The sequence below is a fragment of the Rhizobium sp. AC27/96 genome (genome assembly GCF_001692325.1).
Lineage (GTDB): Bacteria > Pseudomonadota > Alphaproteobacteria > Rhizobiales > Rhizobiaceae > Rhizobium.
Genome location: NZ_LXKN01000070.1, coordinates 115,562 through 141,413, shown reverse-complemented (window position 1 = coordinate 141,413; position 25,852 = coordinate 115,562). Strand labels below are relative to the sequence as shown.

20 protein-coding genes and 1 tRNA gene are annotated in these 25,852 nt (G+C 59.7%); 16 read left to right on the top strand and 5 right to left on the bottom strand.

The genetic code is table 11. The features are described 5' to 3' along the window. Positions 1-263: 263 nt before the first annotated feature. Positions 264-680, bottom strand: a complete 417-nt coding sequence (locus A6U86_RS31380; protein WP_068400094.1) for a DUF2000 domain-containing protein — start codon at positions 678-680, stop codon at positions 264-266. 131 nt (positions 681-811) lie between these two features. Between A6U86_RS31380 and A6U86_RS31375 the strand changes: the two genes are divergently transcribed. The 3 genes from A6U86_RS31375 to A6U86_RS31365 all read left to right on the top strand — a co-directional run bounded on the left by A6U86_RS31375 (position 812) and on the right by A6U86_RS31365 (position 3,619). After that, on the top strand, positions 812-1,303 hold the full coding sequence (locus A6U86_RS31375) for an Lrp/AsnC family transcriptional regulator (RefSeq protein WP_068400091.1): 492 nt from the start codon (positions 812-814) through the stop codon (positions 1,301-1,303). A gap of 126 nt (positions 1,304-1,429) precedes the next feature. Continuing rightward, a complete protein-coding gene (locus A6U86_RS31370) occupies positions 1,430-2,497 on the top strand; it encodes a cyclic nucleotide-binding domain-containing protein (RefSeq protein ID WP_068400088.1) in 1,068 nt (355 codons plus the stop codon). 147 nt (positions 2,498-2,644) lie between these two features. Beyond that, positions 2,645-3,619, top strand: coding sequence for an alpha/beta fold hydrolase (locus A6U86_RS31365; protein WP_068400085.1), 975 nt, complete (start codon positions 2,645-2,647; stop codon positions 3,617-3,619). 3 nt (positions 3,620-3,622) lie between these two features. Here A6U86_RS31365 and hisN read toward each other — a convergent pair whose 3' ends face one another. Both hisN and A6U86_RS31355 read right to left on the bottom strand, forming a co-directional pair. Beyond that, positions 3,623-4,396: a histidinol-phosphatase gene (gene hisN, locus A6U86_RS31360; RefSeq protein WP_068400083.1), complete on the bottom strand. Its 774-nt coding sequence runs from the start codon at positions 4,394-4,396 to the stop codon at positions 3,623-3,625. A gap of 338 nt (positions 4,397-4,734) precedes the next feature. After that, a complete protein-coding gene (locus A6U86_RS31355) occupies positions 4,735-5,634 on the bottom strand; it encodes an N-formylglutamate amidohydrolase (protein ID WP_234906243.1) in 900 nt (299 codons plus the stop codon). Positions 5,635-5,906: 272 nt separating this feature from the next. On the opposite strand from A6U86_RS31355, the gene cpdR1 reads away from it, so the two are divergent. Together cpdR1 and A6U86_RS31345 are read left to right on the top strand one after the other, a co-directional pair. Continuing rightward, complete coding sequence (cpdR1, locus tag A6U86_RS31350) at positions 5,907-6,269, top strand: response regulator CpdR1 (protein WP_004117561.1); 363 nt, start codon at positions 5,907-5,909, stop codon at positions 6,267-6,269. An 84-nt stretch (positions 6,270-6,353) separates the two neighbouring features. Beyond that, positions 6,354-6,428 (top strand) — tRNA-Val (locus A6U86_RS31345). 106 nt (positions 6,429-6,534) lie between these two features. Here A6U86_RS31345 and A6U86_RS31340 read toward each other — a convergent pair. Further along, on the bottom strand, positions 6,535-6,843 hold the full coding sequence (locus tag A6U86_RS31340; RefSeq protein ID WP_068400076.1) for a hypothetical protein: 309 nt from the start codon (positions 6,841-6,843) through the stop codon (positions 6,535-6,537). Positions 6,844-7,055: 212 nt separating this feature from the next. Between A6U86_RS31340 and A6U86_RS31335 the strand changes: the two genes are divergently transcribed. Next, entirely contained in the window at positions 7,056-7,286 is a 231-nt protein-coding gene (locus A6U86_RS31335) for a hypothetical protein (RefSeq protein ID WP_068400072.1), read from the top strand. An 84-nt stretch (positions 7,287-7,370) separates the two neighbouring features. Next, a complete protein-coding gene (locus A6U86_RS31330) occupies positions 7,371-7,841 on the top strand; it encodes a hypothetical protein (RefSeq protein ID WP_068400069.1) in 471 nt (156 codons plus the stop codon). A gap of 132 nt (positions 7,842-7,973) precedes the next feature. On the opposite strand, the gene A6U86_RS31325 is transcribed toward A6U86_RS31330, so the two are convergent. After that, positions 7,974-8,225 carry a hypothetical protein gene (locus A6U86_RS31325; RefSeq protein WP_068400066.1) on the bottom strand — a complete coding sequence of 84 codons (252 nt, stop codon included), beginning with the start codon at positions 8,223-8,225 and terminating at the stop codon, positions 7,974-7,976. Positions 8,226-8,618: 393 nt separating this feature from the next. On the opposite strand from A6U86_RS31325, the gene A6U86_RS31320 reads away from it, so the two are divergent. The 9 genes from A6U86_RS31320 to glgC all read left to right on the top strand — a co-directional run bounded on the left by A6U86_RS31320 (position 8,619) and on the right by glgC (position 25,849). Further along, the gene (locus A6U86_RS31320) at positions 8,619-9,722 is read left to right on the top strand and encodes a DUF475 domain-containing protein (protein ID WP_068400515.1); all 1,104 of its coding nucleotides are present in this window, start codon (positions 8,619-8,621) and stop codon (positions 9,720-9,722) included. Positions 9,723-10,010: 288 nt separating this feature from the next. After that, entirely contained in the window at positions 10,011-11,438 is a 1,428-nt protein-coding gene (locus tag A6U86_RS31315; protein WP_068400064.1) for a mannose-1-phosphate guanylyltransferase/mannose-6-phosphate isomerase, read from the top strand. Positions 11,439-11,620: 182 nt separating this feature from the next. After that, the gene (locus A6U86_RS31310) at positions 11,621-14,941 is read left to right on the top strand and encodes a DUF2126 domain-containing protein (protein ID WP_068400061.1); all 3,321 of its coding nucleotides are present in this window, start codon (positions 11,621-11,623) and stop codon (positions 14,939-14,941) included. A 13-nt stretch (positions 14,942-14,954) separates the two neighbouring features. Next, positions 14,955-17,372: a circularly permuted type 2 ATP-grasp protein gene (locus A6U86_RS31305; protein ID WP_068400058.1), complete on the top strand. Its 2,418-nt coding sequence runs from the start codon at positions 14,955-14,957 to the stop codon at positions 17,370-17,372. A 4-nt stretch (positions 17,373-17,376) separates the two neighbouring features. After that, complete coding sequence (locus A6U86_RS31300; RefSeq protein WP_068400054.1) at positions 17,377-18,255, top strand: transglutaminase family protein; 879 nt, start codon at positions 17,377-17,379, stop codon at positions 18,253-18,255. Positions 18,256-18,390: 135 nt separating this feature from the next. After that, the gene (locus A6U86_RS31295; protein ID WP_068400512.1) at positions 18,391-19,596 is read left to right on the top strand and encodes a TadE/TadG family type IV pilus assembly protein; all 1,206 of its coding nucleotides are present in this window, start codon (positions 18,391-18,393) and stop codon (positions 19,594-19,596) included. A gap of 297 nt (positions 19,597-19,893) precedes the next feature. Then, positions 19,894-22,356 carry a glycogen/starch/alpha-glucan phosphorylase gene (locus tag A6U86_RS31290; protein ID WP_068400051.1) on the top strand — a complete coding sequence of 821 codons (2,463 nt, stop codon included), beginning with the start codon at positions 19,894-19,896 and terminating at the stop codon, positions 22,354-22,356. Continuing rightward, positions 22,353-24,560: a 1,4-alpha-glucan branching protein GlgB gene (gene glgB, locus A6U86_RS31285; protein WP_068400048.1), complete on the top strand. Its 2,208-nt coding sequence runs from the start codon at positions 22,353-22,355 to the stop codon at positions 24,558-24,560. The genes A6U86_RS31290 and glgB overlap by 4 nt, the downstream gene beginning before the upstream one ends. A 26-nt stretch (positions 24,561-24,586) precedes the next feature. Further along, a complete protein-coding gene (glgC, locus tag A6U86_RS31280) occupies positions 24,587-25,849 on the top strand; it encodes a glucose-1-phosphate adenylyltransferase (RefSeq protein WP_068400045.1) in 1,263 nt (420 codons plus the stop codon). Positions 25,850-25,852: the final 3 nt, after the last annotated feature.

Below are 25,852 nucleotides of genomic sequence, written 5' to 3'. Positions count from 1 at the left end.
TTTGGCACCCGCAGGATGGAAATGGGGATCGCTTTTCAGGAGTTCAAGCCCCAGGCCTCGCAGCCGAGATTTTGAAAAAAGTACGCGTGAACCGCAGATGAACACCCGGTTCGGCACCCGTTCAGGCAGACAGTCCTATCCATTGCATCGTCGGATACATCATCATCCGATGACTGAAGTGTATCGTCCCTTCTTCTTCAGTCCTGCTCGGCCGGCGAAGCGGATCTCTCTATCCCGCAAGCCGGCCCCTTTTCTCCTCGATGCTAACGCAAAAGCTTCAGCGAACCGGTAAGCGATTTCACCCATTTCGATGGACCGGCTATGCCCAGGCCGTCGATGGTCTCCTGCGATAGATCGCGCCCGGGAAAAGTCGCCTCATACTCCCTGTAATCGTGCAACGAACGTGCGAAGGCCGGAAAGGGAACGATTGCCCGTTCGCCCTGCTGCGGCAGCGCCTTCAGCAGCAGCGACCGGATGGTATCGGCATCCGCCTGCAGCATCGGCACCGGCATGTTCGAGCTGATGTCGATGGCACGTTCCTGCCCGTCGATCAGCTGCCGCGCCGCAAGACCGGGAAACCTGGCCCCTAATCCGATGGCAATGGCGCCGGCGGTATTGGCGATCAGCCCGAGTGGCAGATCCGGATTGATGACAATGGCGAGACGAATATCGGGAAGCATTGAAACCTGCTGTTGTTGACGATGACTATCAGCAGGATATCGCGCCAATCACGGGCGATCTTACCTTTCATTGCGGTATACTCGCTCAATGTGGTAGATCCTACCCATATCAACCGCTATCGGGTCAATCTATGCCTTCCAATCTCGAACCCGTCGATCTAAGAATTCTCGGCGCCCTCCAGAAAGACGGACGCCTGACGAACCAGGCGCTGTCGTCCGAAGTCGGGCTCTCCACCTCGCCCTGCTGGCGGCGCGTGCGCCAGCTTGAGGAAACAGGGGTGATCCAAGGCTATACGGCAACGCTCGACAGGCGTCAGATCGGCCTTGGCGTCCTCGCCTTCATCAGGATCAAGATCGACAGCCACAGCGAGGCGGAGGCCGACGAATTTTCGCGCGATGTCCTGAAGTTGAGCGAGGTCGTCGCCTGCTACAGCATTGCCGGCGATGCGGATTTCCTGCTGCAGGTCGTTGCCGCCGATCTCGACAGCTATGCGGATTTCGCCATGCGGGTGGTGCGTCGCCTGCCGCGCATCAAGGAAATGCAGACGACATTCGTTCTGAAGGAAATCAAGCCATTCAAGGGACTACCGCTGGATGTCGGGCAGCGACTGAAATCGGATTGAAAAGACAGCGATAAATTGCCTATACGCCAGGCCGAAACTTGGCTGCCGCGAACGCCCCGCCAGCCCTTTACGTTTCAACCGAAGACATCCTATTCTGAGAAAGTGGCGGGCCAGTTGGGGTATCGAATGTCGGCGCTTTCCTTCTCGAAGATTTCCACATCGCTGAACGCGCTGCTCGCAGCAATCGGCCTGCTGACCGTGGCGGCACTGACGACACCCGACATAACCGGACAGACAAGGTTGGTTCTGGAGGTCCTGCTCGCCGGTGTCTGGGCCGCCTATGTTCTGCAACTGATCGAGACGCTGTTAATGCAGCGATCGAGAGAAGCGCGCGGCAGGACGCTGGAAACGGCCGTCGACGTGCTTGCGGTTCTCGTCCCCGTGCTCGCATTCCTCTTCGCCCGCGGGCGTGACCAGAGCCTTTATTGCGCCATCTGGCTGCTGAAGCCGCTGCGTGGCTCGACCTTCTTCCGGCTGCTGGGCCGGGTCCTCAGCAAAGAAGCGCGCAACCTGATCGGCGTCACCTCGATCTTCGGCATAGTTCTGTTTGGCGCGGCACTCGCCGCCTATATCATCGAGCGCGACGTCCAGCCCGACAAGTTCGGCAGCATTCCGCTGGCCATGTGGTGGGCGGTGGTTACGCTCTCGACCACCGGCTATGGCGACGAAATTCCGCAAAGTTTCGCCGGCCGTATCCTTGCCGGGCTGGTCATGATGAGCGGGATCGGCATCTTCGCGCTATGGGCCGGTATCCTCGCCACGGGCTTCTATGAGGAAGTTCGCCGCCAGGACTTCGTGCGCAACTGGCAGCTGGTCGCAGCCGTGCCGCTGTTCCAGAAACTTGGTTCGGGAGCACTCATCGAGATCGTCAGGGCGCTGAGACCGCGCGTCGTGCCGGCCGGCGGCATCATCTGCCGCAAGGGCGAGGCCGGCGACCAGATGTACTTCATCGTTGAGGGCCGCGTCACCGTCGCCACGCCGAACCCCGTGGAGCTCGGCACCGGCAGCTTCTTCGGCGAGATGGCGCTGATCAGTGGCGAGCCACGCTCAGCGACAGTCAGCGCCGCGACGGAGGTCTCGCTGCTGTCGCTCTATTCGTCGGATTTCCAGATGCTATCCAGCAGCAGCCCGGAAATCGCCGACATCATTCGCAGAACCGCCCTCGAACGACGCGGTGGAACGCCCACGACCTGATGAAGACAAGGTTTTGACAAAACATATTGAGAAGTGTTTGGGCACCGGATAGTCGAGCATAGGGACCGCCAACAAATCTATTGCAATTCCCCCAACCTGCGCTATCCCCTTGAGGTAGGCCATTTGTCAGCGAGGCGCGACATCGCGATGGATTCGATCCTCTATTCCACGCCAGACAATCCGGTGCCGGAAAACCGCACCGAAGGGTTCTTCGAGAGTTTCGATGGACGCAAGCTGCGCTACGCCGTATTCCGTTGCGAGCAGCCGGTTGCCAGAGGCACCGTCGTCGTGCTGCAGGGGCGCAACGAATTCATCGAGAAATATTTCGAGACGATCCGCGATCTCACGGCCAAGGGCCTGTGGGTGGCAACCTTCGATCTTCGCGGCCAGGGCGGGTCGGAGCGCCTGCTGAAGGATCCGTTGCGCGGCCACGTCGCGCGGTTTTCAGACTATGAACGCGACCTCACCGTCTTCCTCGACAAGATCGTGCTGCCGGATACACGCCTGCCCTTTTTTCTTCTCGGACATTCCACAGGCGGCCTGATTGCCATGTATTCAGCGCCAAGGCTTGCAAGCCGTATAGAGCGCATGGTGCTGTCGGCGCCCTTTATCGGCCTGACCGGTCACGGCGCCTCTCCGGGCTTGATCCGTTTCCTGTCCGGCGCCTTTAGCACGGTCGGGCTCGGCCGGATGCAATTCAGCAAGAAATTCAAGGAAAGGCCGTTCAGCGAGAATCCGGTGACCACGGATGAACAGCGCTATCGGCGCAATGCAGGCATCAGCGAGGCCTACCCACAGCTTTCCCTCGGGCCTCCGACGGCACGCTGGCTCTCGCAGGCACTCCGTGCAATCGAGCAGGTCAACAGGCCAGAGCATCTGTTTTCGATCCCCATCCCAACCGTCATGCTCTCACCGACCAGAGACGGCGTCGTGCCTTATGTCGACCAGGAAAGGGTATCGCGTTACTTCCGGGCCGCCCAGCTTGTGCCCATTCATGGCTCAAAGCACGAGATCCTGCAGGAGCGGGATATCTATCGCAACCAGGCGCTGGCCGCCATTCACGCCTTCATTCCCGGCAGCGACGCGGAAACCAACGCCTATGAGCTCGAAGCCGGAGCCTGACCTTTACCGGGACAGGATGGCGCAAGCCTGCTCGTAAACCGCCCGGCTGCCGGCAGCGATGATCGTGCCGCCCATTTCCGGACGGCCGCCGTCCCAGGTGGTCATGATGCCGCCAGCCTGCTCCACAACGGGGATGATGCCGCCGACATCATAGGGCTTCAACGAATTTTCGATGACGAGATCGACATGGCCGGCGGCGAGCAGCGCATAGGCGTAGCAATCCGTCCCATAACGGAAGAGCCGCGCCTGGCTCTCGATCTCGCGATATTTGGCAAGCTCCTCGCCGACGAAGAGATGTGGCGAGGTGGTGAAGAGAATAGCGTTCGACAGACTGCCGCAATCGCGAACCTTGAGCTGTCGCTCGCCGTCCGGGCCGGAATAGGTGGAGCCGTTGCCATCGGCGAAATAGCGCTCGCCGGTAAACGGCTGGTCGATCAGGCCCATGATGGCGCGGCCGTTCTTCTGCAGGCCGATCAGCGTTCCCCAGACGGGCACACCCGAGATGAAGGCACGCGTGCCGTCGATCGGGTCGATCACCCAGACATGCTCGCGATCAAGGCCGACGCTGCCATGTTCCTCGCCCAGAATGCCGTGATCCGGGAACTCAGCCTCGATCAGCGACCGAATCGCCACTTCGGCAGCACGATCGCCTTCGGTCACCGGATCGAACCCGCTGGCTTCCTTGTTGACCACATCGACGCCGGCGCGGAAGCGCGGCAGGGTTTCGGCCTTGGCCGCCTCGGCCAGACGGTAGAAGAACGAGCGATCGGGGAGCATGGTCAATCCGATTAGGTGATGGGATGAGCGATCCATAGCGCATATAATTCACGAAGCAAACCGGGTGATGACGCAATGGGCGCGATGCCTGTCGATCAGGCAGAGTTTTCAAATCTGCCTAAATATTTTGCACCGCAATAAAATGCTTGACATTTGTGCAGTGCGAGACCAATATCCAGCTACAGTCTTCTGACTGTAAATACCCTCCTTGGGTGTTTCCTCCCTAGACTTAGCCGCGCCACAAGCGCGGTTCTTTTTTGCTGGGGTACGGAATTCAAGTCGCGGCGAAACGGCCAGCGCGGAACCACGCCTTTCCAAGCTTGCCTAGAGAATTTTCGTTATTCGGCAGCCAGCGCCGGATCGCCCGTGTAGGATTCCACATGCTCGGCAATGCGCTTCATGAACAGCGTGATGGCCGAGGCGACCTGACTGAAATCCGGACGCTTCTCCAGCGTCGTCTCGTCCACATAGAGCGAGCGGTTGACCTCGATCTGCAGGGCGTGCAGTCCGCGAGAGGGACGACCGTAATGCTCGGTGATGAAGCCGCCGGCATAGGGCTTGTTGCGCACGGCGTTGAAGCCGAGCTCCTCGAGGATCTGCATGGCGGCGCGCGAAAGCTCCGCCGAGGCGCTGGTGCCGTAGCGATCACCGAGAATGAAATCCGGCCGCGCATTGCTGCCGGCGATTCGGATGTTGCCCGGCATCGAATGACAATCGACCAGGACACCGAAGCCGAATTTGACATGGGTGCGCGCGATCAGCCGGCGAAGCGTGGCGTGATAGGGCTTGTAGATCGTGTCGATACGCCTTAGCGCCTCTTCGACCGGGACGCGGCGCGCGTAGATTTCCATATTCTCCGCGACGATTCGCGGGATCGTACCGAGACCGCCGGCGACCCGCAGCGAATTGATGTTGGCATAGGATGGCAACGCGCCATCGAACATGCGGGGATCGAGCTCGTAGGGCTCGCGATTCACATCGATATAGGCACGCGGAAAATTGGCGAGCAACAGCGGCGCGCCGAGAGAACTCGCCGCCGAAAAAAGCTCGTCGACATAATGATCCTCGGAACGGCGGATGGCGATGCCTTCGAGGCGGGACTGGGCGATGAAATCGGGGGGATAGATGCGGCCGCTATGCGGTGAGCTGTAGACAAACGGTATCGTCTGGGAGGCGGGCTCCAATACCTCGTAAATCTCGAAACTACGCATTTCCGCGGACATCAACGTCTTTACCATGTCAACAACTTGTCGCAGTATTCATGTTGCCAGTTGCATGACCGCAAGTCCATAGTAACTTGACCGAAATGGCCTTAATCCAAAGCGCCGTAATCGAAATCTCCGAATGTTCCGCGAGCGGAAACGCAGGGCGTTTTCGTGGAATGCACTTATGCTTTGAACCAATGCAGGATTGGCGCGTTTTGGCTGGCCATTCACAGCTTGTTTACGGCGGAGCGCTAACCTGAACGCTGGACGTGTCCAACAAGACAACATTGATTAGCGAAAAGATGATGACCCAGAAGATACTTCTTGCCGAAGATGACAACGACATGCGTCGCTTCCTTGTGAAGGCGCTCGAAAAAGCCGGCTACAAGGTCTTGTCCTTTGACAACGGAGCAAGCGCTTACGACCGGCTGCGTGAAGAGCCGTTTTCGCTGCTTTTGACCGACATCGTCATGCCGGAAATGGACGGCATCGAGCTGGCCCGCCGCGCCACCGAACTCGATCCGGACCTGAAGGTGATGTTCATTACCGGCTTTGCGGCAGTGGCCCTCAATCCTGATTCGAAGGCTCCGAAGGATGCGAAGGTGCTTTCCAAGCCTTTCCACCTCCGCGAGCTCGTCGACGAAGTCAATAAACTCCTTGCCGCGTAAGGCTTCCGGCAACTACGTCACAAAACCGAAAAAAAGCCTATTGACGGCCCCCGAGGTTTTGTGATCTATGCGCCGCCATCGGATGGGCGTGTAGCTCAGCGGGAGAGCACTACGTTGACATCGTAGGGGTCACAGGTTCAATCCCTGTCACGCCCACCATCCTAATTTGCTGAAAAGCAAGGCCTTTCGAGAAATCGAAAGGCCTTTTTCGTTTCATGTCTGTTTCGGGAAGAATGTTCCGTGGGCCGCAATAGCCCGTGGATATTCACCGGTCCAGAAAATGCCGGAACACCGCCGTCGTCGGATAGGCATAGGCACCGCGATCCACATAGCCCTGGCGATAGAGGCAATTCCTCAGAGCCAGCCAATAGAAGGTGCTGTTCGGGTCGGGCGATCCCCGACGCCAGGAATAGGCCTCTGGCTCGCAGTGGTTGAGAGCCCTACTGTATCTGGCCAGCAGCACCGGATCGCTGTCGACGCGAACGCCCTGGTAAGTCTGATAGTTCGAAGGCGCCTCCCCGGCGGAGACGCATGCCAGGCTCAAAATCGCTCCCAGCGCTAACATCATTTTCATAGGCTTCGATCTCCTACTTGTCGCGCCCCGAATATTCGGGCGCAAACCGAGAATAAGCGCGTTTTTGCAGATAGCCAATCACATGCTGATGTTCGCCATGGCCTCGGCCACATCAGCCCCATCGCTGCGATTTCCCGCGACAAGCCGCTTGACTTCCGGCCGCGCCGTCATCCTACTGTCATACGGAAGCATCGATCATACGGGAGGACGAGATGACGGTGGTGAAGCGGCAGTTCTACAAGAACCACAAGCCCAACGGCGATGAATATATGTTCCACCTGGCCCGCGATTCGGAAAGCGGCGAGGTCTTCGTCATCCGCCAGGCCGACTACATGGTCGATGGCGGCAACGAAACAAGCATGAGCCTCTATGAATTCCTCGCCGGCGGCGGCAATCGGCAAAATGCCCTGCTGCAACTGATCGGCTCGCTCGTGCCGGAATAACGGCGGCGAACGCGCACATCGCTGCCTTGGGTTGACTGCCACATTTTGATCGGCAAACCTGCAGGGGCTTTAAAGGAGCCCCTTATGCGATTCGCATGCATTGTATTTGGATTGACGGCGCTGGCCGCCACGTCGGCTGCAGCCGTTGAGAATTTCCCGGCACAGGGCGTAACCGTGGTCAGCGGGAAATGCGCCAAACTCGTCGTCGGCAAACTCGATGCCTCCAAGGGCTGCGTGGGCCAACTCGGCACAGTTACCGGGGCGGATGGATCTGTGGCATTCCTTTTCACATCTGGCGGCAAGATGCTGGGGTTCGAGGGTAACGGCAAAGGCATAAAGCCCGGTAGCCAGAAGGGCACCGCACAGTTGCCGATCGACGTTATTTCGACGGGCCAGGGTGAAAAAATCTCCAACAAGATTGCAGCAAAGGGCACATGCACCTTCGCAAACCCCTATGCCGGCAAGCCGGTCGTCATCGAATGCTCGGCCAAATCGCCCGAGATGAGTTTCAACGGCAGCTTCACATCAGACGGCAAGGCGCCCAAGCACAAATAGGCATCCGTCCATCAAATGACGCGCGGCAGCCTTGGAGCATTTCCAGGAAAAGCGCATGGCGGTTTTCCGTCCGGCATGAGTAACGACAAAGAGATAGAGTGCTTTCACGATTCGGAGAAAAGCGAGAACACCCTAGTGCCGCGTGCCGGTTTTCCGCTTCTGCTTATGATTGGCGTCGGCGGGTGCTTCGCGCGACAGGTCGGCACCATTGACATGCGCCGGCACGTGAACATCGTCATGCGTCATCGGATGCAAGGTCAGGTCCACTTGATGCGGCGGCAGGACCTGTGCCTGTCGAAGCGTATTGGATTTCGCCTTCTTCTGCCGTTCCGTCAGCTCCGGCTTTTGCTCATGCGCTTTGCGATGGATGGGATTGGGACTCATGGAGGTTTCTCCTGTCGGTCGTGATCGTCCAGGCAAGACGGGTGATACAGATAAGCCTAAGGGGCAAACGCCGCCTTTCCTGTTTGGTTCCTCAAATTCTCAATTTCTGGGAGCAACCGTCTTGGCGACCGTTTCAACCCCTTGACGTACGTCCCGACTTCACTAACTATTGGTGATCTCCGCGCCTTCTGACATCGGCGGCGGATTGGACTATGGTGCCGGGCCCCTCTGGCGAGAGTTTTTACGGCGCTCTCGCGATGTCGGTACCGCCTGCAGATGAGCCGGCGGACTTCTTTTCATGAACAGCTTGACCATGCCTTGCCCGCATGCCGTCTTCGGTATGCGGCTGCGCGCTCGATCTACGATCAAATCCTTCTGCAGCGAGGTGCGCCCATGACGCCGCCCGTCGCTTCCAAATCCATGCTTGGCTATTTCGGCTGGGCTTTTGCTGTCACCCTGGCGGGTCTCGCTCTCGGAGCCCTTTTGGGCTGGAACGCGACCGGCACGCTCGGTGGCCTTGCGACGGCTTTCTTCATCTGCGCGGTCCTGGCCGTGCTGGAGATTTCGCTCTCCTTCGACAATGCCATCGTCAACGCCAACAAGCTGAAGGAAATGACGCCGGTCTGGCAGCATCGCTTCCTGACCTGGGGTATCATCATTGCCGTCTTCGGCATGCGGATCGTCTTCCCGCTGCTGATCGTCGCCATCGCCGCCTGGATCAATCCATGGGAGGCGCTGAAGCTCGCAGCCGCCGAACCCGAGCAATATGCGCGCATCATGCACGACGCGCATCTGCCCATCGCCGCCTTTGGGGGCACCTTCCTGATGATGGTTGGCCTCACCTACTTCTTCAACCACGAGAAGGACGTGCACTGGATCAGCTTTCTCGAAAAGCGGATGGCGAATTTCGCCACCATCAAGGGCATCGAGATCGCCTTCGTCCTGATCCTCGTTCTGATCTTCAGCTCGCTCCTCGACGGCGATGACTCGACGACCTTCCTTCACGCCTCGATCTATGGACTCCTCACCTTCCTGCTGGTGGAAGTGCTTGCAGGCTTTCTGGATGCCTCGCAAAAGACGATGAGCGCCGCCGCAAAGGGTGGTTTCGGCGCTTTTCTCTATCTCGAGATCCTCGATGCCAGCTTTTCCTTCGATGGTGTCATTGGCGCTTTCGCGCTCACCCAGAACCTGTTCATCATCGCCATCGGTCTCGGCATCGGCGCCATGTATGTGCGCTCCATGACCATCATGCTGGTGGAGAAGGGTACGCTTGCGCACTATCGCTATCTTGAGCATGGCGCCTTCTATGCCATCCTGATTCTCTCGGTGATCATGTATGTGCAGACGCTGGTCCATGTGCCCGAAGTCGTTACCGGTCTCGGCGGTGCCGCGCTTATCGGCGTCTCGCTCTGGTCGTCGATCCACTATAACAGGCGCAACGGTGTTGCCCATGCGCCCACGCACGGCGAACAACAGCCCGACAAGGCCGAGGCGTAGAGGGCAAGCGAGGCTTGTCGCGCCCACGCATCGAGAATTGTTTTGATCAGGCGGAAGCGGTTTCGATCGCTTCCGCCTTTTTACTTCAACGAGGATGCAGCCTGCAGAATTTCATTAGAATTTCCGCGCGGGGATAACCGAATATTTGCGGTCTTGACGTATTGTAGCTAGCGTCGAGTACAAAAATATCGCAATGGCGATAGAGGTTGTCTGGGGATGCGCGCGCCAGCGCAAGAGTTGCAATCGTTCCGGCAGGCTACCGAGAGAAGCATCCAGGAGAGGCAGGGTATGGCAGCGAGAATCGTTCCGGTGATCATGGCAGGCGGCAAGGGTACACGGCTTTGGCCGTTATCGCGCTCTTCCGCCCCAAAGCAGTTCATTCAGTTCATCGGCGATAGGACGCTGTTTCAAAACACGCTGGAGCGCATTTCGGATGCCGAGCTTTATGAGGCCCCGATCGTTCTGACCAACGAAGAGTTTCGCTTCCTCGTCGCCGAACAGGCCCGGGAGCTGGACCTGAAACTCGCGGCAATATTGCTGGAGCCGGTTGCCCGCAACACCGCAGCCGCAGTCGCCGCCGCCGCAGTGCTCGTCACCGAGCTTTTCGGCAAGGACGCGATCATGCACGTTCTCGGCTCGGACTACGAGATCGACGCCAACACGACTTATTATGATTGCGTGCGTCTGGCGCGGGATACGGCCCTTCAGAGCAAGCTCGTCACCTTCGGCATTACGCCCACCGAACCCGCGACCGGCTACGGCTATATCGAAAGCGGCAAGGCGCTTTCGACCGGAGCCCATGCCGTCAAGCGCTTCGTCGAGAAGCCGGCGCTGGAAAAGGCGCAGGAGATGGTTGCAAGCGGCAACTTCTACTGGAACTCGGGCATGTTCATGTTCTCGGCGGCCCAGCTCCTTGCCGAGATGAAGGAATATGCGCCCGAGGTCGAAAAGGCCGCCAGCGAGGCCGTCTCCAAGTCGACGCGCGACCTCGACTTCACCCGCCTGGACGCAGATCATTTCTCCAAGAGCCCCGATATCTCCATCGACTACGCTCTGATGGAAAAGACGGCCAATGCAGCCGTCGTCCCCTCACCCTTCATCTGGTCGGATCTCGGCAGCTGGGATGCGGTCTGGAAGGTCGGCAATCGCGATGAAAGCGGCAACGTCTCCACCGGCGCCACGACCTTGGTCAACACCAAGAACTCGCTCGTGATGTCGCACAGCCTCCATGTCGCCGTGCAAGGTCTTGAAGACGTCGCCGTCATCGCCAGTGAAGACGCCGTCTATGTCGGCCACCTCAAGGACAGCCAGGAAGTCGGCAAGCTCGTGAAGTTCCTGGCGAGCGACAAGAAGACCGCCAAGCTCACCGAGACACATCCGACATCCTATCGCCCCTGGGGCGGCTATACCTCGGTGCTGAACGGCGAGCGCTTCCAGGTCAAGCGCATCTTCGTGCTGCCGGGCAAGAAGCTCTCTCTGCAGAAGCATCATCATCGCTCCGAGCACTGGATTGTCGTCAAGGGCACGGCCGAAGTCACGGTCGGCGAAAATGTGCAGATGCTGCGCGAGAACGAGTCGATCTATATTCCGCTCGGCGAAGTGCACCGCCTCTCCAACCCCGGCAAGATCCTGCTGGAATTGATCGAGGTGCAGACCGGCTCCTATCTCGGCGAAGACGATATTATCCGCCTGGTCGACGAGTTCGGCAGAAGCTGATCGCAGGCTGTAAAATAGAATTCTCGAAGCGGCGGGCGAAAGCTCGCCGTTTTTATTTTGGCATTGTGCAGCAAGACTTTGGCGCTCCCGCCGAGATGTCTTGCATTCTTTCGCTGCATTGCACACACTGCCTGCGGGAACAGCAACCACCGCACAACGATGTGGGCTAGGCAAAGAGACATATGGCGATCAAGGCAAGCATCTATCATCTCACCCACTACACATATGACAATCCGGTCCGCCTCGGCCCTCAGATCATCCGCCTGAAACCTGCATCGCATTCCAAGACCCGCGTTCTCAGCCACTCGCTCAAGGTCACACCCTCCAATCATTTCGTGAACCTACAACAAGATCCCTACGGCAATTATCTCGCCCGTTTCGTCTTTCCCGATCCGGTGACCGAGCTGAAGATCGAGGTCGATCTCGTTGCCGACATGACGGTCTACAACCCCTTCGACTTTTTCGTCGAAGAGGAAGCAACCAAGTGGCCCTTCGCCTATCCCGAGACGATCCGCGAGGATCTGTCCATCTATATGACGCCGGAAGAAACCGGCCCCCGGCTGCAGGCTTTTCTCGACACGCTTGACCGCTCCGAGCAACCCACCGTCGACATGATCGTCGGCATCAATGCGCGTCTGCAGCAGGAGATCGGTTACGTCATCCGCATGGAAACCGGCGTGCAGACGCCGGAAGAAACCCTGGAGAGGGCTAAAGGCTCCTGTCGCGACACCAGCTGGCTGTTCGTCCAGGTTCTCCGCCATCTCGGCCTCGCCGCCCGCTTCGTCTCCGGCTATCTCATCCAGCTGACGCCCGATCTGAAGGCGCTCGACGGCCCATCGGGCACCGAGGTCGATTTCACCGACCTGCATGCCTGGACGGAAGTCTATCTTCCCGGCGCCGGCTGGGTCGGTCTCGACCCGACCTCGGGCCTGCTTACCGGCGAAAGCCATATTCCGCTCGCCGCCACACCGCATTACCGCAACGCCGCCCCGATCTCCGGCGGCTATTTCGGCGAAGCCAAGACAGAATTCGATTTCGCGATGACGGTCACCCGCGTCGCCGAACATCCGCGCATCACCAAGCCTTTCTCCGACGAAAGCTGGGATGCGCTGAATGCGCTTGGCAACGAGGTCGATCGCGTCCTGCAGGCCGAAGACGTGCGCCTGACCATGGGCGGCGAGCCGACCTTCATCTCGATCGACGACTTTCAGTCGGAGGAATGGAACACCGCCGCCGTCGGCCCGACCAAGCGCCACATGGCCGATCAGCTGATCCGCCGCCTTCGCGACCGCTTCGCGCCGGGCGGCTTCCTGCATTACGGCCAGGGCAAATGGTATCCGGGTGAAAGCCTGCCGCGCTGGACCTTCTCACTCTACTGGCGCAAGGACGGCAAGCCGGTCTGGCAAAACCCGGCCTTGATTGCCGAGGAAACCGCAAGGACCGGCGCCAGTGCCGAGGATGCCGGAAAGCTTCTGAGCGCAATCGCCAGGGAATTGGCCATCGAGCCCGATATGGTGCTGCCGGCCTATGAAGATCCGGCCGAGTGGATCATCAAGGAAGGCAGCCTGCCTGAGAATGTCGACCCGTCCAATTCGAAGCTGAAGGACCCCGAAGAGCGCAGCCGCATCGCCCGCGTTTTCGAGCGCGGCCTGACGACAGCGACCGGCTACGTCCTTCCCGTGCAGGCCTGGAATGCACAGGCCTCGGGCACACGCTGGGTCAGCGAGAAATGGAGCACGCGACGCGGCAAGATTTACCTCGTGCCCGGTGACTCGCCGATCGGCTACCGCCTGCCGCTTGGTACGCTGCCCTATGTGCCGCCGTCGCGCTATCCCTATATCCACACCGTCGACCCCACCCTTCCGCGCGCGCCTCTGCCCGATGTCATCGTGCCCGCTGGCCGCGCCATGCCGGAAGCGTCGTTCCAGGCCGACGAGGGCGTGCAATCGCGGGTGGAGCAAACGCTTGGCGATATCCGCGGCGCAGTGCGCACGGCCATCTCCGTCGAGCCCCGCGATGGCCGGCTCTGCGTCTTCATGCCGCCGACCGAGGGGATCGAGCAGTATCTGGAACTCTTGGCGGCCGCCGAGAATGCGGCGGCAGAACTCGGGCTGCCGGTCCATATCGAGGGCTATTCACCGCCTCAGGACGAGCGCATCAACGTCATTCGCGTCGCGCCCGACCCCGGCGTCATCGAGGTCAACATCCATCCTGCATCGAACTGGCAGGATTGCGTCGACATCACCACGACGGTTTACGAAGAAGCACGGCAGACGCGCCTCGGCACCGACAAGTTCCTGATCGACGGCCGTCACACCGGCACAGGCGGCGGCAACCATGTCGTCGTCGGCGGCGCCAATCCGAACGACAGCCCGTTCCTGCGCCGTCCTGACCTGCTGAAGAGCCTGGTGCTGCACTGGCAGCGTCACCCCTCGCTCTCCTATCTGTTCTCCGGCCTGTTCATCGGCCCGACCAGCCAGGCGCCGCGCATCGACGAAGCGCGCCACGACAGCCTCTACGAGCTGGAAATTGCAATAGCTCAGGTGCCCGCGCCCGGCCAGGGCAACCCGCCATTACCCTGGCTGGTGGACCGGCTGTTCCGCAATCTCCTGACCGATTCCAGCGGCAACACCCACCGTTCGGAAATCTGCATCGACAAGCTCTTCTCGCCCGATGGCCCGACGGGACGGCTCGGCCTTGTCGAATTCCGCGGCTTCGAAATGCCGCCCAACGCCCGCATGAGCCTTGCCCAGCAATTGCTCGTGCGCGCCCTCATTGCCCGCTTCTGGCGCAATCCCATCGAAGGCAAATTCACCCGATGGGGCACGACACTGCATGATCGTTTCATGCTGCCGCATTATGTCTGGCAGGATTTCCTCGATGTGCTTGCCGATCTCCGTGAAAACGGCTTCGACCTGCGGTCCGAGTGGTTCCAGGCGCAGCTCGAATTTCGCTTCCCCTTCTGCGGCGAGGTTGAATACGAGGGCAACAGACTGGAGCTGCGCCAGGCCCTGGAGCCTTGGCATGTACTGGGCGAAGAGGGCGCAGTCGGCGGCACGGTCCGCTACGTCGACTCCTCGGTCGAGCGTCTGCAGGTGCGGCTGGAAACCAGCAATCCCTCGCGCTACACCGTGTCCTGCAACGGACGCCCGATGCCGTTGACGTCGACTGGCATGTCAGGCGTTTCCGTCGCCGGCGTCCGCTACAAGGCATGGCATCCGGCATCCGGCCTGCATCCGGTTCTGCCCATCGATACGCCTTTGACCTTCGACATTTATGATACATGGTCGCGCCGTTCGATCGGCGGCTGCATCTATCACGTTGCTCATCCGGGGGGCCGGAACTATGACACCTTCCCTGTCAATGGTAACGAAGCGGAAGCGCGGCGTCTTGCGCGATTCGAACCTTGGGGGCATACCGCTGGCGGCTATGCCCTGCGACCGGAGACGACATCGGCGGAATTCCCGCTGACGCTCGATCTCCGCCGGCCGGCGGGACTTTGAAACGGGAATATGCATGGTTAGAAAACCGGCAGCGGAACGGCGAAGTGAAGTAAAGGCTGGCATCGGCAACGATCCGGCCTTTGCCTATAGCGCCCTGCCCGGTGTTGCCGATGAAATGGTCGACAATGCAGGTGCCGTGCGGCCGGTCTGGCAAAAGCTCCTGTCGGCATTGTCCCACATGTCGGAACAGGAACTGACCGAACGTTTCGCCCGCGCCGATCGCTACCTGCGCGATGCCGGCGTTTTCTATCGCGCCTATGGCGCAACCGGCGTCAGCGAGCGCAACTGGCCCATCTCGCACATCCCGGTGCTCATCGATGAGCGCGAATGGCAAAGCCTTTCCGAAGGCCTACAACAGCGCGCCGATCTGCTCGAAGAAGTCATGGCCGACATCTATGGCGACAGCCGGCTTGTCAATGAAGGCCTGCTACCGCCGGCCCTGATCGCCGGCAATCCGGAATTCCTGCGCCCGCTGGTCGGCGTCAAGCCCGCGAATGGCCACTATCTGCATTTCCTCGCCTTCGAGATCGGACGCGGTCCGGATGGCAACTGGTGGGTATTGGCGGATCGCGCACAGGCACCGTCGGGCGCCGGCTTTGCGCTCGAAACCCGCGTCGCCACGACGCGCGCCTTCTCCGACATCTATGCCGAAACCCGGGTGCACCGCCTCGCCTCCTTCTTCGGAGCCTTTCGTGACGCGCTTCTGGGTGGCAAGCGCGGCGGCGAAGGACGCGTTGCCGTTCTGACGCCTGGCCCGGCCAACGAAACCTATTACGAACACGCCTATATCGCCCGCTACCTTGGCTTCATGCTGCTCGAGGGCGAGGATATCACCGTCGTCAATGACCAGCTGATGGTGCGAACCGTCGCCGGGCTACGGCCGATCAGCGTGCTCTGGCGCCGGCTGGACGCCTCCTACGCCGACCCGCTGGAGCTCAACCAGCACTCCCATATCGGCACGCCGGGCCTGGTGGAAGCGCTGCGGGCCCAGACCGTCAGCATCGTCAACGCGCTCGGTTCCGGTATTCTGGAAACCCGCGCCCTGCTTGCCTTCATGCCGACCATCTGCCGGCATCTGCGCGGCGAAGAGCTGAAGCTGCCGTCGATCGCCACCTGGTGGTGCGGACAGAAGGGCGAGCGCGAGCATGTCGCCGCCAATATCGAGAAGATGGTGATCGGCCCCGCCTATTCCTGCATGCCCTTCTTCGATGACAGCGGCCAATCAGTGCTGGGCTCGACTCTGCGCAGCACTGCCCGCGATTCAATTTCGGACTGGCTGGCAACCGACGGCCACAAGCTGGTCGGCCAGGAAGTCGTTACCCTTTCGACGACACCGGCCTGGGTCAACGGCAAGCTGATGCCACGGCCGATGAGCTTGCGCGTCTTTGCCGCCCGCACGGAAAGCGGCTGGAAGATCATGCCCGGCGGCTTTGCCCGTATCGGCAGCGGCGATGATGTCGCCGCCATAGCCATGCAATCAGGTGGCTCGGCCGCCGATGTCTGGATCGTCTCCGACAAGCCTGTGGAAGCCCACACGCTGCTGCCAGCGGAGGAGACGTTTACCCGCAATATGCCGGGCAGCCTGCCGAGCCGCGCCGCCGACAATCTGTTCTGGCTCGGCCGCTATATCGAACGGGCCGAAGGGGCGCTGCGCATCCTGCGCGCCTGGCACGGCCGCTTCGCCGAAGCCGCCGATCCGAGCCAGCCGCTGCTCGCCGACGTCAGCGCCTATCTTGCCGGCATCGACATAGACATCGAGAAGGCCGTACCGGAAAGCCTGCTGCGCAACATCGACAGCGCCGTTTACTCGGCCAGCAACATTCGCGACCGCTTTTCGCCCGACGGTTGGCTGGCCTTGACGGACCTCGCCAAGACCGCCCGCCGCTTCAAGGAAAACGTCAAGCATGGCGATGACGCCAGCCATGCCATGACGATCCTGTTGCGCAAGCTCGCGGGCTTTGCCGGCCTCGTGCATGAGAACATGTACCGCTTCACCGGCTGGCGTTTCCTGTCGCTCGGTCGTTATATCGAACGCGGACTGCACATGACCCGGCTTCTCGGCCATATGTCCGGCCCCGAGGCGCCCGACGGCGCACTCGACATGCTGCTTGAAATCGGCGACAGCGTCATGACCCATCGCCGTCGCTACAACGTCAACACGGCACGTCTGACGGTGACCGACCTCCTGGCGCTTGACCCCCTTAACCCGCGCTCGATCCTCTTCCAGATGAACGAGATCCATCGCGAAGTGGAGCAACTGCCGAATGCCTTCGTCAACGGCCAGATGTCGCCCTTCTATCGGGAAGCCATGCGGCTGCATTCGGGCCTCGCCGTCATGACGCCGGAGACGATGACCGGCGAAGTCTATCAGCGGCTGGAGCGTGAGCTGGAGCGGCTCTCCGATCTGCTTGCCCGCACCTATCTCGGATGATGTGATGCTCTACGACCTGTCGCTGCACATGGGTTACACCTACGACGCGCCGGCCAGCGGCGCGCGCCACATCCTGCGTATCCTGCCGCTGTCGCTCACCAACCGCCAGCGGCTGGTCGCCGGTTCCCTGAAGGTCACGCCGAATCCGGACGAGCAATCGAATTTCACCGATTTCTTCCAGCACCCCGCGACGTCGATCCTGGTGCGCAACCCGCATGAGAAGCTTGATATCCGCATGCAGGCACGTGTGCAGGTGGAGAGCCAGCCCATCGCTGCAGACTTTTCACCCTTGCTTGGCGAATTGCCTGACGAGATCAACAGCTGCTGGTCGATCGACCCCTCCTCCCCGCATCATTTCCTCGGCAGCAGCCCTCGCCTGCCGGAGACGAGCGAAATCGCCGAATACAGCAAGCAGTGGAAGACGGCGAAGCTGACGACAATGCAGATTGCCCATGCCGTCTGTGCCCGGATCCACAAGGATTTCGTCTACGACGCGAAGGCGACGACCGTCGACACGACGCCCAAGGAGGCATTCCGCCTGAAGCGCGGCGTCTGCCAGGATTTCTCGCATGTGATGATCATCGCGCTGCGCAGCCTCGGCATTCCGGCCGGCTATGTCAGCGGCTTCCTGCGCACCATCCCGCCACCCGGCAAGGAACGGCTTGAAGGCGCGGATGCCATGCATGCCTGGGTGCGCGTCTGGTGCGGAGAAACCGCCGGCTGGATCGAACTAGACCCCACCAACAATATCCCCGCCGGCACCGACCACATCGTCGTTGCCTATGGCCGCGATTACTCCGACGTTGCACCCGTTATTGGTGTATTGAAAGGTTATGGTAACCAAAAAACGGCGCAAGCCGTAGATGTTATTCCACTAATATAGTATAAGTCGAAATAAGAATGAGACTAATCCGATAGTTTTTTAAAATTTGAACCACAACTTAAACGTTTGACTAATATTTATCGTCGATAGTCCCGCCAATTATTGAGAACTTCAACTCTCCATCAGGCGGACATGATGATCACCGGTTCGGATATACTTTGTATCTTTAGAAGACTGTTGCGTGATAGAGCCGGCAATTTCGGCATTATGACCGCACTTTCAATCCCAGTACTGGCTGTGGCGGGCGGCGTTGCTGTAGATGTGACGAACATGTCGCTGACACGCAGCCAGCTCCAGGAATCGACCGATGCTGCCGCGCTCGCCACTGCAACGGCGCTTGTCGACGGCGATGCGACCACAACGACCGCCAAAGATCTCGGCAATAATTTTGTACTTGGCCAGATGTCCAACTATCTCGGCGGAGATACGAACGCCACGAATTCACTTAAGGCGGGCACCAACACGACAGTAACGAAAACCACCGATTCCTCCGGGAATTCGGGCTATACCGTCGTTGTGAATGCATCCTATTCAATGCCCGTGAACAGCATGACCCGCTTGACGGGTCAAAGTTCGATGAACATTTCCGCGTCAAGCACCTCAACCAGCGGAAAAACTTCTGAAACCCAGAAGAGCGCTCTCTCTATGGAGATCGCGCTCGACAAGTCCGGCTCGATGTTGCTGAACACAGAGGTTGTCGACACCAGCCAGAAAAGCTGCATCCAATATTATACGGATGGGAATTATCTATATCAGTATCCAAAGGCTAAGAGCCCTTGCTACATCAAAAAGATTGCAGCACTGAAAACAGCAGTCGGCAATCTTCTGGACCAGTTGGATACGGCCGATCCTACCTCGCAATACGTCCGCACCGCGGCCATTGCATGGAGCAGCCAAGTCGACAGTTATAGCAACCTCGATTGGGGAACAAAATCGACTCGCACCAACGTCATCAGCGGATTGAATGCCGAGGGCGGCACCGAGTCCAGTGCACCTATGACAATGGCTTACAACAACCTTATGTCGGCGTCCGAGAGTGCCGCACAGGCCAAGAAGAATAACAAGACTTTCCAGAAGTACATCGTCCTGATGACAGATGGAGAAAACAACGACACCAGCTCGGATCAGAAGACGCTGACGACGTGCAATGCCGCAAAGGCCGCCGGTGTCCAAATCTACACTGTTGCCTTCATGGCTCCGGCGCGCGGCCAAACCCTGTTGCAGAATTGCGCATCAGGTTCATCAAACTACTTTGCCGCACAGCAGATGTCGGATCTGGTTGCGGCCTTCAAGACGATCGCCACGGAAACCTCCAAGCAGATGACGCTCCTGACGAAGTGACCTTGCCTGGGTCCCGCCTCAAGCAACCATAAATAGCCATTAAAACAAAAGCCGCGCGAAACGAGTATCGCGCGGCTTTTGTTTTTCATCAATCCGCGAATAAGAGCCTGAAACATCATCGGAATCAAGTCTTTTCCCGCGAATGGGAAACGTTTGGCGGCTATTTTCGCATCTGCCCAACTCGCATATTGCAACTGCTTTACATCAGTGCGTAAACTGATAGTGAAACGGAAAGGAAATTTGATTTATTGGGCATAACACTCTGAATATAAATCACAAATGGCGAGAGTTGATAGTATGAATAATTTGACGAAGGCCGATCTCCCCGTTCCCGCCCCGCGCATTTCCCGCCCCGAAATCCTTGCGGAAGAAATCATCGAGCGCCTGACCTATCGCATCGGCAAGGATGCGAAAGTGGCCAAGCCACACGATTGGCTGACGGCAACGATCCTCGTCATTCGCGACCGCGTTATCGACAGATGGATGGAATCCACCCGCCGCGTCTACGAGACCGGCGCCAAGCGCGTATACTATCTATCGCTCGAATTCCTGATCGGCCGCCTGATGCGCGACGCCGTCTCCAATCTCGGCTTGATGGAAGAAATCACCAACGCGCTGACCTCGCTCGGTGTCGACGTTCGCGTCATCGCCGGGCTCGAGCCGGACGCAGCACTCGGCAATGGCGGTCTCGGCCGCCTCGCCGCCTGCTTTATGGAATCCATGGCGACCGTCGATGTGCCGGCCTACGGCTATGGCATTCGCTACGTGCATGGCCTGTTCCGGCAGCAGATGGCCGATGGCTGGCAGGTGGAACTGCCGGAAACCTGGCTCGCCCACGGCAACCCTTGGGAATTCGAACGCCAGGAAAGCGCCTACGAAATCGGCTTTGGCGGCGCCGTCGAGACGGCAAGCAGCCATGACGACCAGCCCCGCTATGTGTGGAAGCCGGCGGAACGTGTTATCGCCGCCGCATTCGACACGCCCGTCGTCGGCTGGCGCGGCAAGCGCGTTAACACGCTGCGTCTCTGGTCGGCACAGCCGATCGATCCGATCCTGCTCGATGCCTTCAACGCGGGCGACCATATCGGCGCGCTACGCGAAAGCAACAAGGCGGAGAGCCTGACGCGCGTCCTCTATCCGGCAGACGGAACCCCCGCCGGCCAGGAACTGCGACTGCGCCAGGAATTCTTCTTCTCCTCGGCCTCGCTGCAGGACATTATTCGCCGCCATCTGCAGCAGTATGACGACCTGACCAACCTCGCCGACAAGGTCGCAATCCAGCTGAACGACACCCATCCGGCCGTCTCCGTCGCTGAAATGATGCGCCTGCTGGTCGACGTCCACGGCCTCGAGTTCGACAAGGCCTGGAACATCACCCGCGAGACCTTCGGCTATACGAACCATACGCTGCTGCCGGAAGCGCTCGAAAGCTGGCCGGTGCCGCTGTTCGAACGGCTGCTGCCGCGCCACATGCAGATCATCTACGCCATCAATGCGAAGATTCTGGTCGAGGCCCGCAAGGCCCGCAATTTCAGCGACACCGAAATCCGCTCTATTTCCCTGATCGATGAAAACGGCGACCGGCGCGTGCGCATGGGCAATCTCGCCTTTGTCGGCTCGCATTCGATCAACGGCGTATCGGCGCTGCACACCGACCTGATGAAGGTCACCGTCTTCGCCGACCTGCACAAGCTCTATCCGGACCGCATCAACAACAAGACGAACGGCATCACGCCGCGCCGCTGGCTGATGCAGTGCAATCCGGGCCTGACCGGCCTTATCCGCGAAGCCATCGGCGACGATTTCCTCGACGATGCCGAAAAGCTGAAGCCGCTCGACAAATTCGCCCACGACAGCGCCTTCCAGGAGAAGTTTGCCGCGGTCAAACGCGCCAACAAGGTGCAGCTGTCCAATCTCGTTGCGAGCCGGATGGGCATCAAGCTCGATCCGAATGCGATGTTCGACATTCAGATCAAGCGCATCCACGAATACAAGCGCCAGCTTCTCAACATCATCGAGACCGTGGCTCTCTACGACCAGATCCGTTCGCATCCCGAGCTGGACTGGCAACCGCGCGTCAAGCTCTTCGCCGGCAAGGCGGCGCCGAGCTATCACAATGCGAAGCTCATCATCAAGCTGATCAACGATGTCGCCCGCGTCATCAATAATGATCCGTCGGTGCGTGGCCTGCTGAAGGTCGTCTTCGTCCCGAACTACAATGTCTCTCTCGCCGAAGTCATGGTTCCGGCCGCCGATCTCTCCGAGCAGATCTCCACCGCCGGCATGGAAGCTTCCGGCACCGGCAACATGAAATTCGGCCTCAACGGCGCGCTGACCATCGGCACGCTCGATGGCGCCAATGTCGAAATGCGCGACAATGTCGGCGAAGACAATATCGTCATCTTCGGTCTGAAAGCCGATGAAGTCGCCAGCCTGCGCAGCGACGGCCACGATCCCCGCGCCGTCATCGAACGCTCGCGCGAACTCGCACAGGCGCTTTCGGCCATCGCTTCCGGCGTCTTCTCGCCGGACGATCGCAGCCGTTATGCCAACCTGATTGAGGGCATCTACAGTCACGACTGGTTCATGGTCGCCGCCGATTTCGATGCCTACGCCGCAGCTCAGCGCGAAGTCGATATCCTCTGGGCCAATCCCTCCGAATGGTATGCCAAGACGATCAACAACACTGCTCGCATGGGCTGGTTCTCCTCCGATCGGACGATCCGTCAATATGCCAAGGAAATCTGGAGAGCTGGATGAAAAAGCCGAAGAGACCCGCTGACGGCACAAGCTTGAGGGATATTTCGGCAGACGATATTGCTGCAATTCTCGCAGGCACGCATTCCAACCCGTTTGCCGTGCTCGGCGTGCATCGGACGGATGACGGGTTTGTGGCGCGCTGTTTCATTCTCGGCGCGGAAGCCGTCACTGCCCTGGCGCTCGACGGCTCGGTCATCGGCGAACTGGATTGCCTTGATCCGGCGGGCTTCTTTTCCGGCGATGTGAAACTGAGCAAGCAGCAGCCGGTGCGCTATCGCGCCCGGCGCGGCGACGCCGAATGGGCGGTGACCGATCCCTACAGCTTCGGCCCGGTTCTCGGGCCGATGGACGACTATTTCGCCCGTCAGGGCACGCATCTGCGTCTGTTCGACAAGATGGGCGCCCATCCCCTGAAGCACGAAGGCGTCCAGGGGTTCCATTTTGCCGTCTGGGCGCCGAACGCCCAGCGCGTCTCGGTCGTCGGCGACTTCAACAACTGGGATGGCCGCCGGCATGTCATGCGCTACAGATCGGATTCCGGCATCTGGGAGATCTTCGCGCCGGATGTCCCAGCCGGTGTCGCCTACAAGTTCGAAATACGCGGCAATGACGGCGTCGTGCTGCCGCTCAAGGCCGATCCCTTCGCCCGCCGCAGCGAGCTGCGGCCCAAGACCGCTTCCGTCACGGCAAACGAACTGACCCAAGTCTGGGAGGATGCAGCCCATCGCGAGCATTGGGCAAGCGTCGATCAGCGCCGCCAGCCCATCAGCATCTACGAAGTGCACGCAGCCTCGTGGCAGCGTCGCGACGACGGCTCCATGCTCTCCTGGGACGAACTAGCCTCGCGGCTGATCCCCTACTGCGTCGACATGGGCTTCACCCATATCGAGTTTCTGCCGATCACCGAGCATCCCTATGATCCCTCCTGGGGCTATCAGACCACCGGTCTTTATGCTCCGACAGCCCGCTTCGGCGAACCGGAGGGTTTTGCCCGCTTCGTCAACGGCTGCCACAAGGTCGGCATCGGCGTCATTCTCGATTGGGTGCCGGCGCATTTCCCGACCGACGAACATGGCTTGCGCTGGTTCGACGGCACCGCCCTCTATGAGCATGAAGACCCGCGCAAGGGCTTTCACCCCGACTGGAATACGGCGATCTACAATTTCGGCCGTACCGAGGTTCTCTCCTATCTGGAGAACAATGCACTCTTCTGGGCAGAAAAATACCACTTGGACGGTTTGCGCGTCGATGCCGTCGCCTCCATGCTCTACCTCGATTATTCCCGCAAGCACGGCGAATGGATCCCCAACGAATATGGCGGCAACGAGAACCTCGAGGCTGTCCGCTTCCTCCAGTCGATGAACACCAGGGTCTATGGCGCTCATCCGGGCGTGATGACGATCGCCGAGGAATCGACGTCCTGGCCGAAAGTCTCGCAGCCCGTTCACGAAGGCGGCCTCGGCTTCGGCTTCAAGTGGAACATGGGCTTCATGCATGACACGCTGAGCTATCTCTCCCGCGAGGCCGTGCACCGCAAGTATCATCACAATGAGCTGACCTTCGGCCTCATCTACGCCTTCTCGGAAAACTTCGTGCTGCCGCTTTCCCATGACGAAGTGGTGCACGGCAAGGGATCGCTGATTGCCAAGATGGCCGGCGACGACTGGCAGAAGTTCGCCAATCTGCGGGCCTATTATGCCTTCATGTGGGGCTATCCCGGCAAGAAGCTGCTGTTCATGGGCCAGGAATTCGCGCAGTGGAGTGAATGGAGCGAAGAGCGCGCGCTGGACTGGAACCTGCTGCAATACCGCATGCATGAGGGCATGCGGCGCCTCGTGCGCGATCTCAACTTCACCTATCGCAGCAAGGCGGCCCTGCATGCGCGCGACTGCGAAGGCGAAGGCTTCGAGTGGCTCGTCGTCGACGATTTCGAGAATTCGGTCTTTGCCTGGCTGCGCAAGGCGCCCGGTGAAAAACCCGTTGCGGTCATCACCAATTTTACGCCAGTCTACCGTGAGAATTATACGTTGCGCTTGCCAGCTGAGGGGCGGTGGCGTGAAATACTGAATACCGATGCCGACATTTATGGCGGCAGCGGCAAGGGGAACGGCGGGCGTGTACAGGCCGTTAATGCTGGTGGAGGCATACAAGCGACAATAACGCTGCCTCCATTGGCAACCATCATGCTCGAACCGGAATTTTGAGATCATTACGGACAGGGAGGAATAAAATGGTAGAAAAACGTTTCCAGCCGCTGGCACGCGACGCCATGGCCTACGTTCTTGCCGGGGGTCGAGGCAGCCGACTGAAGGAACTCACCGACCGTCGCGCCAAGCCGGCCGTCTATTTCGGCGGCAAGACCCGCATCATCGATTTCGCCCTCTCCAACGCACTCAACTCCGGTATCCGCCGCATCGGTGTCGCCACCCAGTACAAGGCGCATTCGCTGATCCGCCACATGCAGCGCGGCTGGAACTTCTTCCGCCCCGAGCGAAACGAAAGTTTCGATATCCTGCCGGCCTCGCAGCGCGTCTCGGAAACCCAATGGTACGAAGGCACGGCAGACGCCGTCTACCAGAACATCGACATCATCGAGCCCTACGGCCCGGAATACATGGTCATCCTAGCCGGCGACCATATCTACAAAATGGACTATGAATGGATGCTGCAGCAGCACGTCGATTCAGGCGCCCAGGTTACCATCGGCTGCCTCGAGGTGCCCCGCATGGAAGCGGTCGGCTTCGGCGTCATGCATGTCAACGAGAAGGACGAGATTATCGATTTCGTCGAGAAGCCTGCTGATCCGCCCGGCATTCCCGGCAATCCGGATTTCGCGCTTGCCTCGATGGGAATCTATGTCTTCCACACCAAGTTCCTGATCGAATGCCTGAAGCGCGACGCAGCCGATCCGAATTCCAGCCGCGACTTCGGCAAGGACATCATCCCCTACATCGTCAAGAACGGCAAAGCCGTCGCGCACCGCTTCACGCAGTCCTGCGTCCGCTCGGATTTCGAGCGCGAGGCCTATTGGCGCGATGTCGGCACGATCGATGCCTACTGGCAGGCCAATATCGACCTGACCGCCGTGGTGCCGGAGCTCGACATCTACGACAAGTCCTGGCCGATCTGGACCTATGCGGAAATCAGCCCTCCTGCCAAGTTCGTTCATGACGACGAAGACCGCCGCGGTTCGGCCGTCTCCTCGGTCGTTGCCGGCGACTGCATCATTTCAGGCGCCAGCCTCTACAACAGCCTGCTGTTCACCGGCGTGCGCGCCAATTCCTACTCCAAGCTGGAGGGAGCCGTCGTGCTACCGAGCGTCAAGGTCGGACGGCGCGCGCAGCTTAAGAACGTCGTCATCGATCATGGCGTCACCATTCCCGAGGGCCTGATCGTCGGCGAGGATCCGGAGCTCGACGCCAAGCGCTGGCGCCGCACGGAAAGTGGCATCTGCCTGATCACGCAATCGATGATCGACAAGCTGGATTTGTAGCAG

Excerpts from the sequence above, each read along its gene's own strand:
- A6U86_RS31305 (WP_068400058.1), top strand. The coding sequence starts at position 14,955 with ATGGTTAGAAAACCGGCAGCGGAACGGCGAAGTGAAGTAAAGGCTGGC.
- hisN (WP_068400083.1), bottom strand. The coding sequence starts at position 4,396 with ATGCTCCCCGATCGCTCGTTCTTCTACCGTCTGGCCGAGGCGGCCAAG.
- A6U86_RS31320 (WP_068400515.1), top strand. The coding sequence starts at position 8,619 with ATGACGCCGCCCGTCGCTTCCAAATCCATGCTTGGCTATTTCGGCTGG.
- A6U86_RS31310 (WP_068400061.1), top strand. The coding sequence starts at position 11,621 with ATGGCGATCAAGGCAAGCATCTATCATCTCACCCACTACACATATGAC.
- A6U86_RS31365 (WP_068400085.1), top strand. The coding sequence starts at position 2,645 with ATGGATTCGATCCTCTATTCCACGCCAGACAATCCGGTGCCGGAAAAC.
- A6U86_RS31300 (WP_068400054.1), top strand. The coding sequence starts at position 17,377 with ATGCTCTACGACCTGTCGCTGCACATGGGTTACACCTACGACGCGCCG.
- A6U86_RS31375 (WP_068400091.1), top strand. The coding sequence starts at position 812 with ATGCCTTCCAATCTCGAACCCGTCGATCTAAGAATTCTCGGCGCCCTC.
- A6U86_RS31335 (WP_068400072.1), top strand. The coding sequence starts at position 7,056 with ATGACGGTGGTGAAGCGGCAGTTCTACAAGAACCACAAGCCCAACGGC.
- glgC (WP_068400045.1), top strand. The coding sequence starts at position 24,587 with ATGGTAGAAAAACGTTTCCAGCCGCTGGCACGCGACGCCATGGCCTAC.
- A6U86_RS31380 (WP_068400094.1), bottom strand. The coding sequence starts at position 680 with ATGCTTCCCGATATTCGTCTCGCCATTGTCATCAATCCGGATCTGCCA.
- A6U86_RS31325 (WP_068400066.1), bottom strand. The coding sequence starts at position 8,225 with ATGAGTCCCAATCCCATCCATCGCAAAGCGCATGAGCAAAAGCCGGAG.
- A6U86_RS31330 (WP_068400069.1), top strand. The coding sequence starts at position 7,371 with ATGCGATTCGCATGCATTGTATTTGGATTGACGGCGCTGGCCGCCACG.
- A6U86_RS31290 (WP_068400051.1), top strand. The coding sequence starts at position 19,894 with ATGAATAATTTGACGAAGGCCGATCTCCCCGTTCCCGCCCCGCGCATT.
- A6U86_RS31315 (WP_068400064.1), top strand. The coding sequence starts at position 10,011 with ATGGCAGCGAGAATCGTTCCGGTGATCATGGCAGGCGGCAAGGGTACA.
- A6U86_RS31370 (WP_068400088.1), top strand. The coding sequence starts at position 1,430 with ATGTCGGCGCTTTCCTTCTCGAAGATTTCCACATCGCTGAACGCGCTG.
- A6U86_RS31340 (WP_068400076.1), bottom strand. The coding sequence starts at position 6,843 with ATGAAAATGATGTTAGCGCTGGGAGCGATTTTGAGCCTGGCATGCGTC.
- glgB (WP_068400048.1), top strand. The coding sequence starts at position 22,353 with ATGAAAAAGCCGAAGAGACCCGCTGACGGCACAAGCTTGAGGGATATT.
- A6U86_RS31295 (WP_068400512.1), top strand. The coding sequence starts at position 18,391 with ATGATCACCGGTTCGGATATACTTTGTATCTTTAGAAGACTGTTGCGT.
- cpdR1 (WP_004117561.1), top strand. The coding sequence starts at position 5,907 with ATGACCCAGAAGATACTTCTTGCCGAAGATGACAACGACATGCGTCGC.
- A6U86_RS31355 (WP_234906243.1), bottom strand. The coding sequence starts at position 5,634 with ATGGTAAAGACGTTGATGTCCGCGGAAATGCGTAGTTTCGAGATTTAC.